The 1,373-nt window shown below is 42.0% G+C and carries 1 protein-coding gene; it reads right to left on the bottom strand.

Annotation, left to right across the window (positions count from 1 at the left end; genetic code table 11):
* On the bottom strand, nt 1–1,155 hold a 1,155-nt coding region (locus OB13_RS16865), incomplete at its 3' end, for a site-specific integrase (protein WP_461491350.1).
* Nucleotides 1,156–1,373 lie beyond the last annotated feature (218 nt).

Raw genomic sequence — 1,373 nt, 5'->3', positions numbered from 1 at the left:
ATAAATCTGAGTAGTCTTTATATTATCATGTCCAAGCATCTGCTTCACTACCTCCATGGGTACCCCATTCTGCAAGGCTATGGTAGTAGCAAAGGTATGCCTCCCAATATGCACAGTGAGCTTCTTCCTAAACCCTGCCAAGTCCCCTATCTCCTTTAAATAAGCATTAAACTTCTGGTTGGATGGAATAGGCAACAGGTAACCAGAGGCCAACACCTTTTCATGATTTGAGTACTTCTCTAGGATTGCCTTAGCTGGTGGAAGAAGTGGTATGGCACAGGTGTTCCCTGTCTTCTGGCGCTCAGTGAATATCCACTCCTTCCCATCTATCCCAATGCCAATATTCTTCTTAGTTAGATGCTTAGCATCAATAAAGGCTAGGCCTGTGTAACAGGTAAAGAGAAACATATCCTTCACTATCTCCAGTCTCTGTACATTGAACTGAGTAGCTTCCAAGGTTTTCAATTCCCCTTCATTTAAAGGGAGCCTGATGACCTTCTCCTTGCTCATGGAGTGTAAGAGGAATGGGTCTTTTTGGATGTAATCATACTTTAGTGCTATCTTCACTGACTTCTTTACCCGCTGTATATGCTTGATGGCACCATTCTGTCTGCACTTGCCTTTGGTCTTCAGGTAAAGCTCAAAGTCAGCGATAAACCTGTAGGATAGATCTTTCAGCCTGAAGTCCTGCAACTTGTATTCTTCTTCCAGAAAGGTAACAAGATGGTTCTCTGTGGCCCTGTAGGCGTTGTAACAGCTCAGGCTATACTCCACTCCTATCTTGGCATGTACATCTCTCACAAGCTTGGAAAACACATCCAGTAAGGCTGGCTGCTTTTCTTCTATACCCAGAACTCCATTCTTTATAGCTATCAGGTCTACGTCTTTACCTGCTTCCATAAGCTTATTATAATGCTGCTTAGCCTTTAGTTTAAACAGGTCTATGGTATCGTTGATGGCTTTGGCCAGGTCTGATTTACCCTTTACCTTTCCTTTCGAAGTATCCCATTGGTGAGGCTTAATAAAGTGCTTAGTGGCTATCTCAGTATTCTTACCATTGATTGTAATTCTAATGATAACAGGTACTTCTCCCAGTTTATTGGGCTTGTTTCTCCTGACCATCGCCAAGAGGGTAAATGTGTGCTGTGTCTTCATGGTTTTTGCTCTTTAAGAAGACCATCAGAATACAAGTTACACCATTATAAAACACACTTAATCAATAACTTACAAGCTAAATCGTGACCTAATTCATCTTAGCTTTTCAGGTCACTGAATTACTCACTGGGAAATAGATACTCAAGGGTATAAACAGCCTCTGAAAACAAAAAAGCCCCATTCAGTTAAGAATAGAGCTTTTGAAGTGCGCGCGGGGA

The sequence above is a fragment of the Pontibacter sp. HJ8 genome, assembly GCF_054824225.1.
This window is presented reverse-complemented; position numbering and strand designations above follow the sequence as displayed.